Annotated in this window: 1 protein-coding gene; it reads right to left on the reverse strand. The window is 67.6% G+C overall.

What is annotated here, in order from left to right; all coding sequences use genetic code 11:
• Positions 1 to 509, reverse strand: a 509-nt coding sequence (locus tag A9X01_RS17325; protein ID WP_155772139.1) for a PPE family protein, incomplete at both ends; no start/stop codon positions are given.

The raw sequence follows: 509 nt of genomic DNA on the forward strand, positions 1-509 counted from the left end.
GGTGGTTGGGTGAAGGGTGTCAGTGTGGTTGCGGCGGCGGAGGCGCCGGCGTAGCTGTACATGGCGGCGGCGTCTTGGGCCCACATGCGGGCGTATTGGGCTTCGGTGGCTGCGATGGCGGGGGTGTTCTGGCCGAAGATGTTGGTGGCGACCAGGGATGCCAGGAGGGCGCGGTTGACTTCGATTTCGGGTGGGGGCACGGTGGCGGCGAATGCTGCTTCGTAGGCGGCGGCGGCTGATTGGAGTTGGTTGGCGGTTTGGCCGGCGGCTACCGCGGTGCTGGTTATCCAGGCAAGGTAGGGGGCCGCGGCGTTTGCCATCGCTGTTGCTGACGGGCCGACCCAGGGTGCGCTGGTGAGTTCGGCGAGTGTGGCGTGGTAGGAGGTGGCCATCGCGTGCAGTTCGCTGGCCAAGCCGTCCCATGCTGCCGCGGCGGCCACCATGGGTCCCGATCCGGCACCGGCATACATCCGGCCCGAATTGATCTCCGGCGGCAAAACCGCATAGTC

The sequence above is a fragment of the Mycobacterium asiaticum genome (assembly GCF_001668675.1).
Lineage (GTDB): Bacteria > Actinomycetota > Actinomycetes > Mycobacteriales > Mycobacteriaceae > Mycobacterium > Mycobacterium asiaticum_D.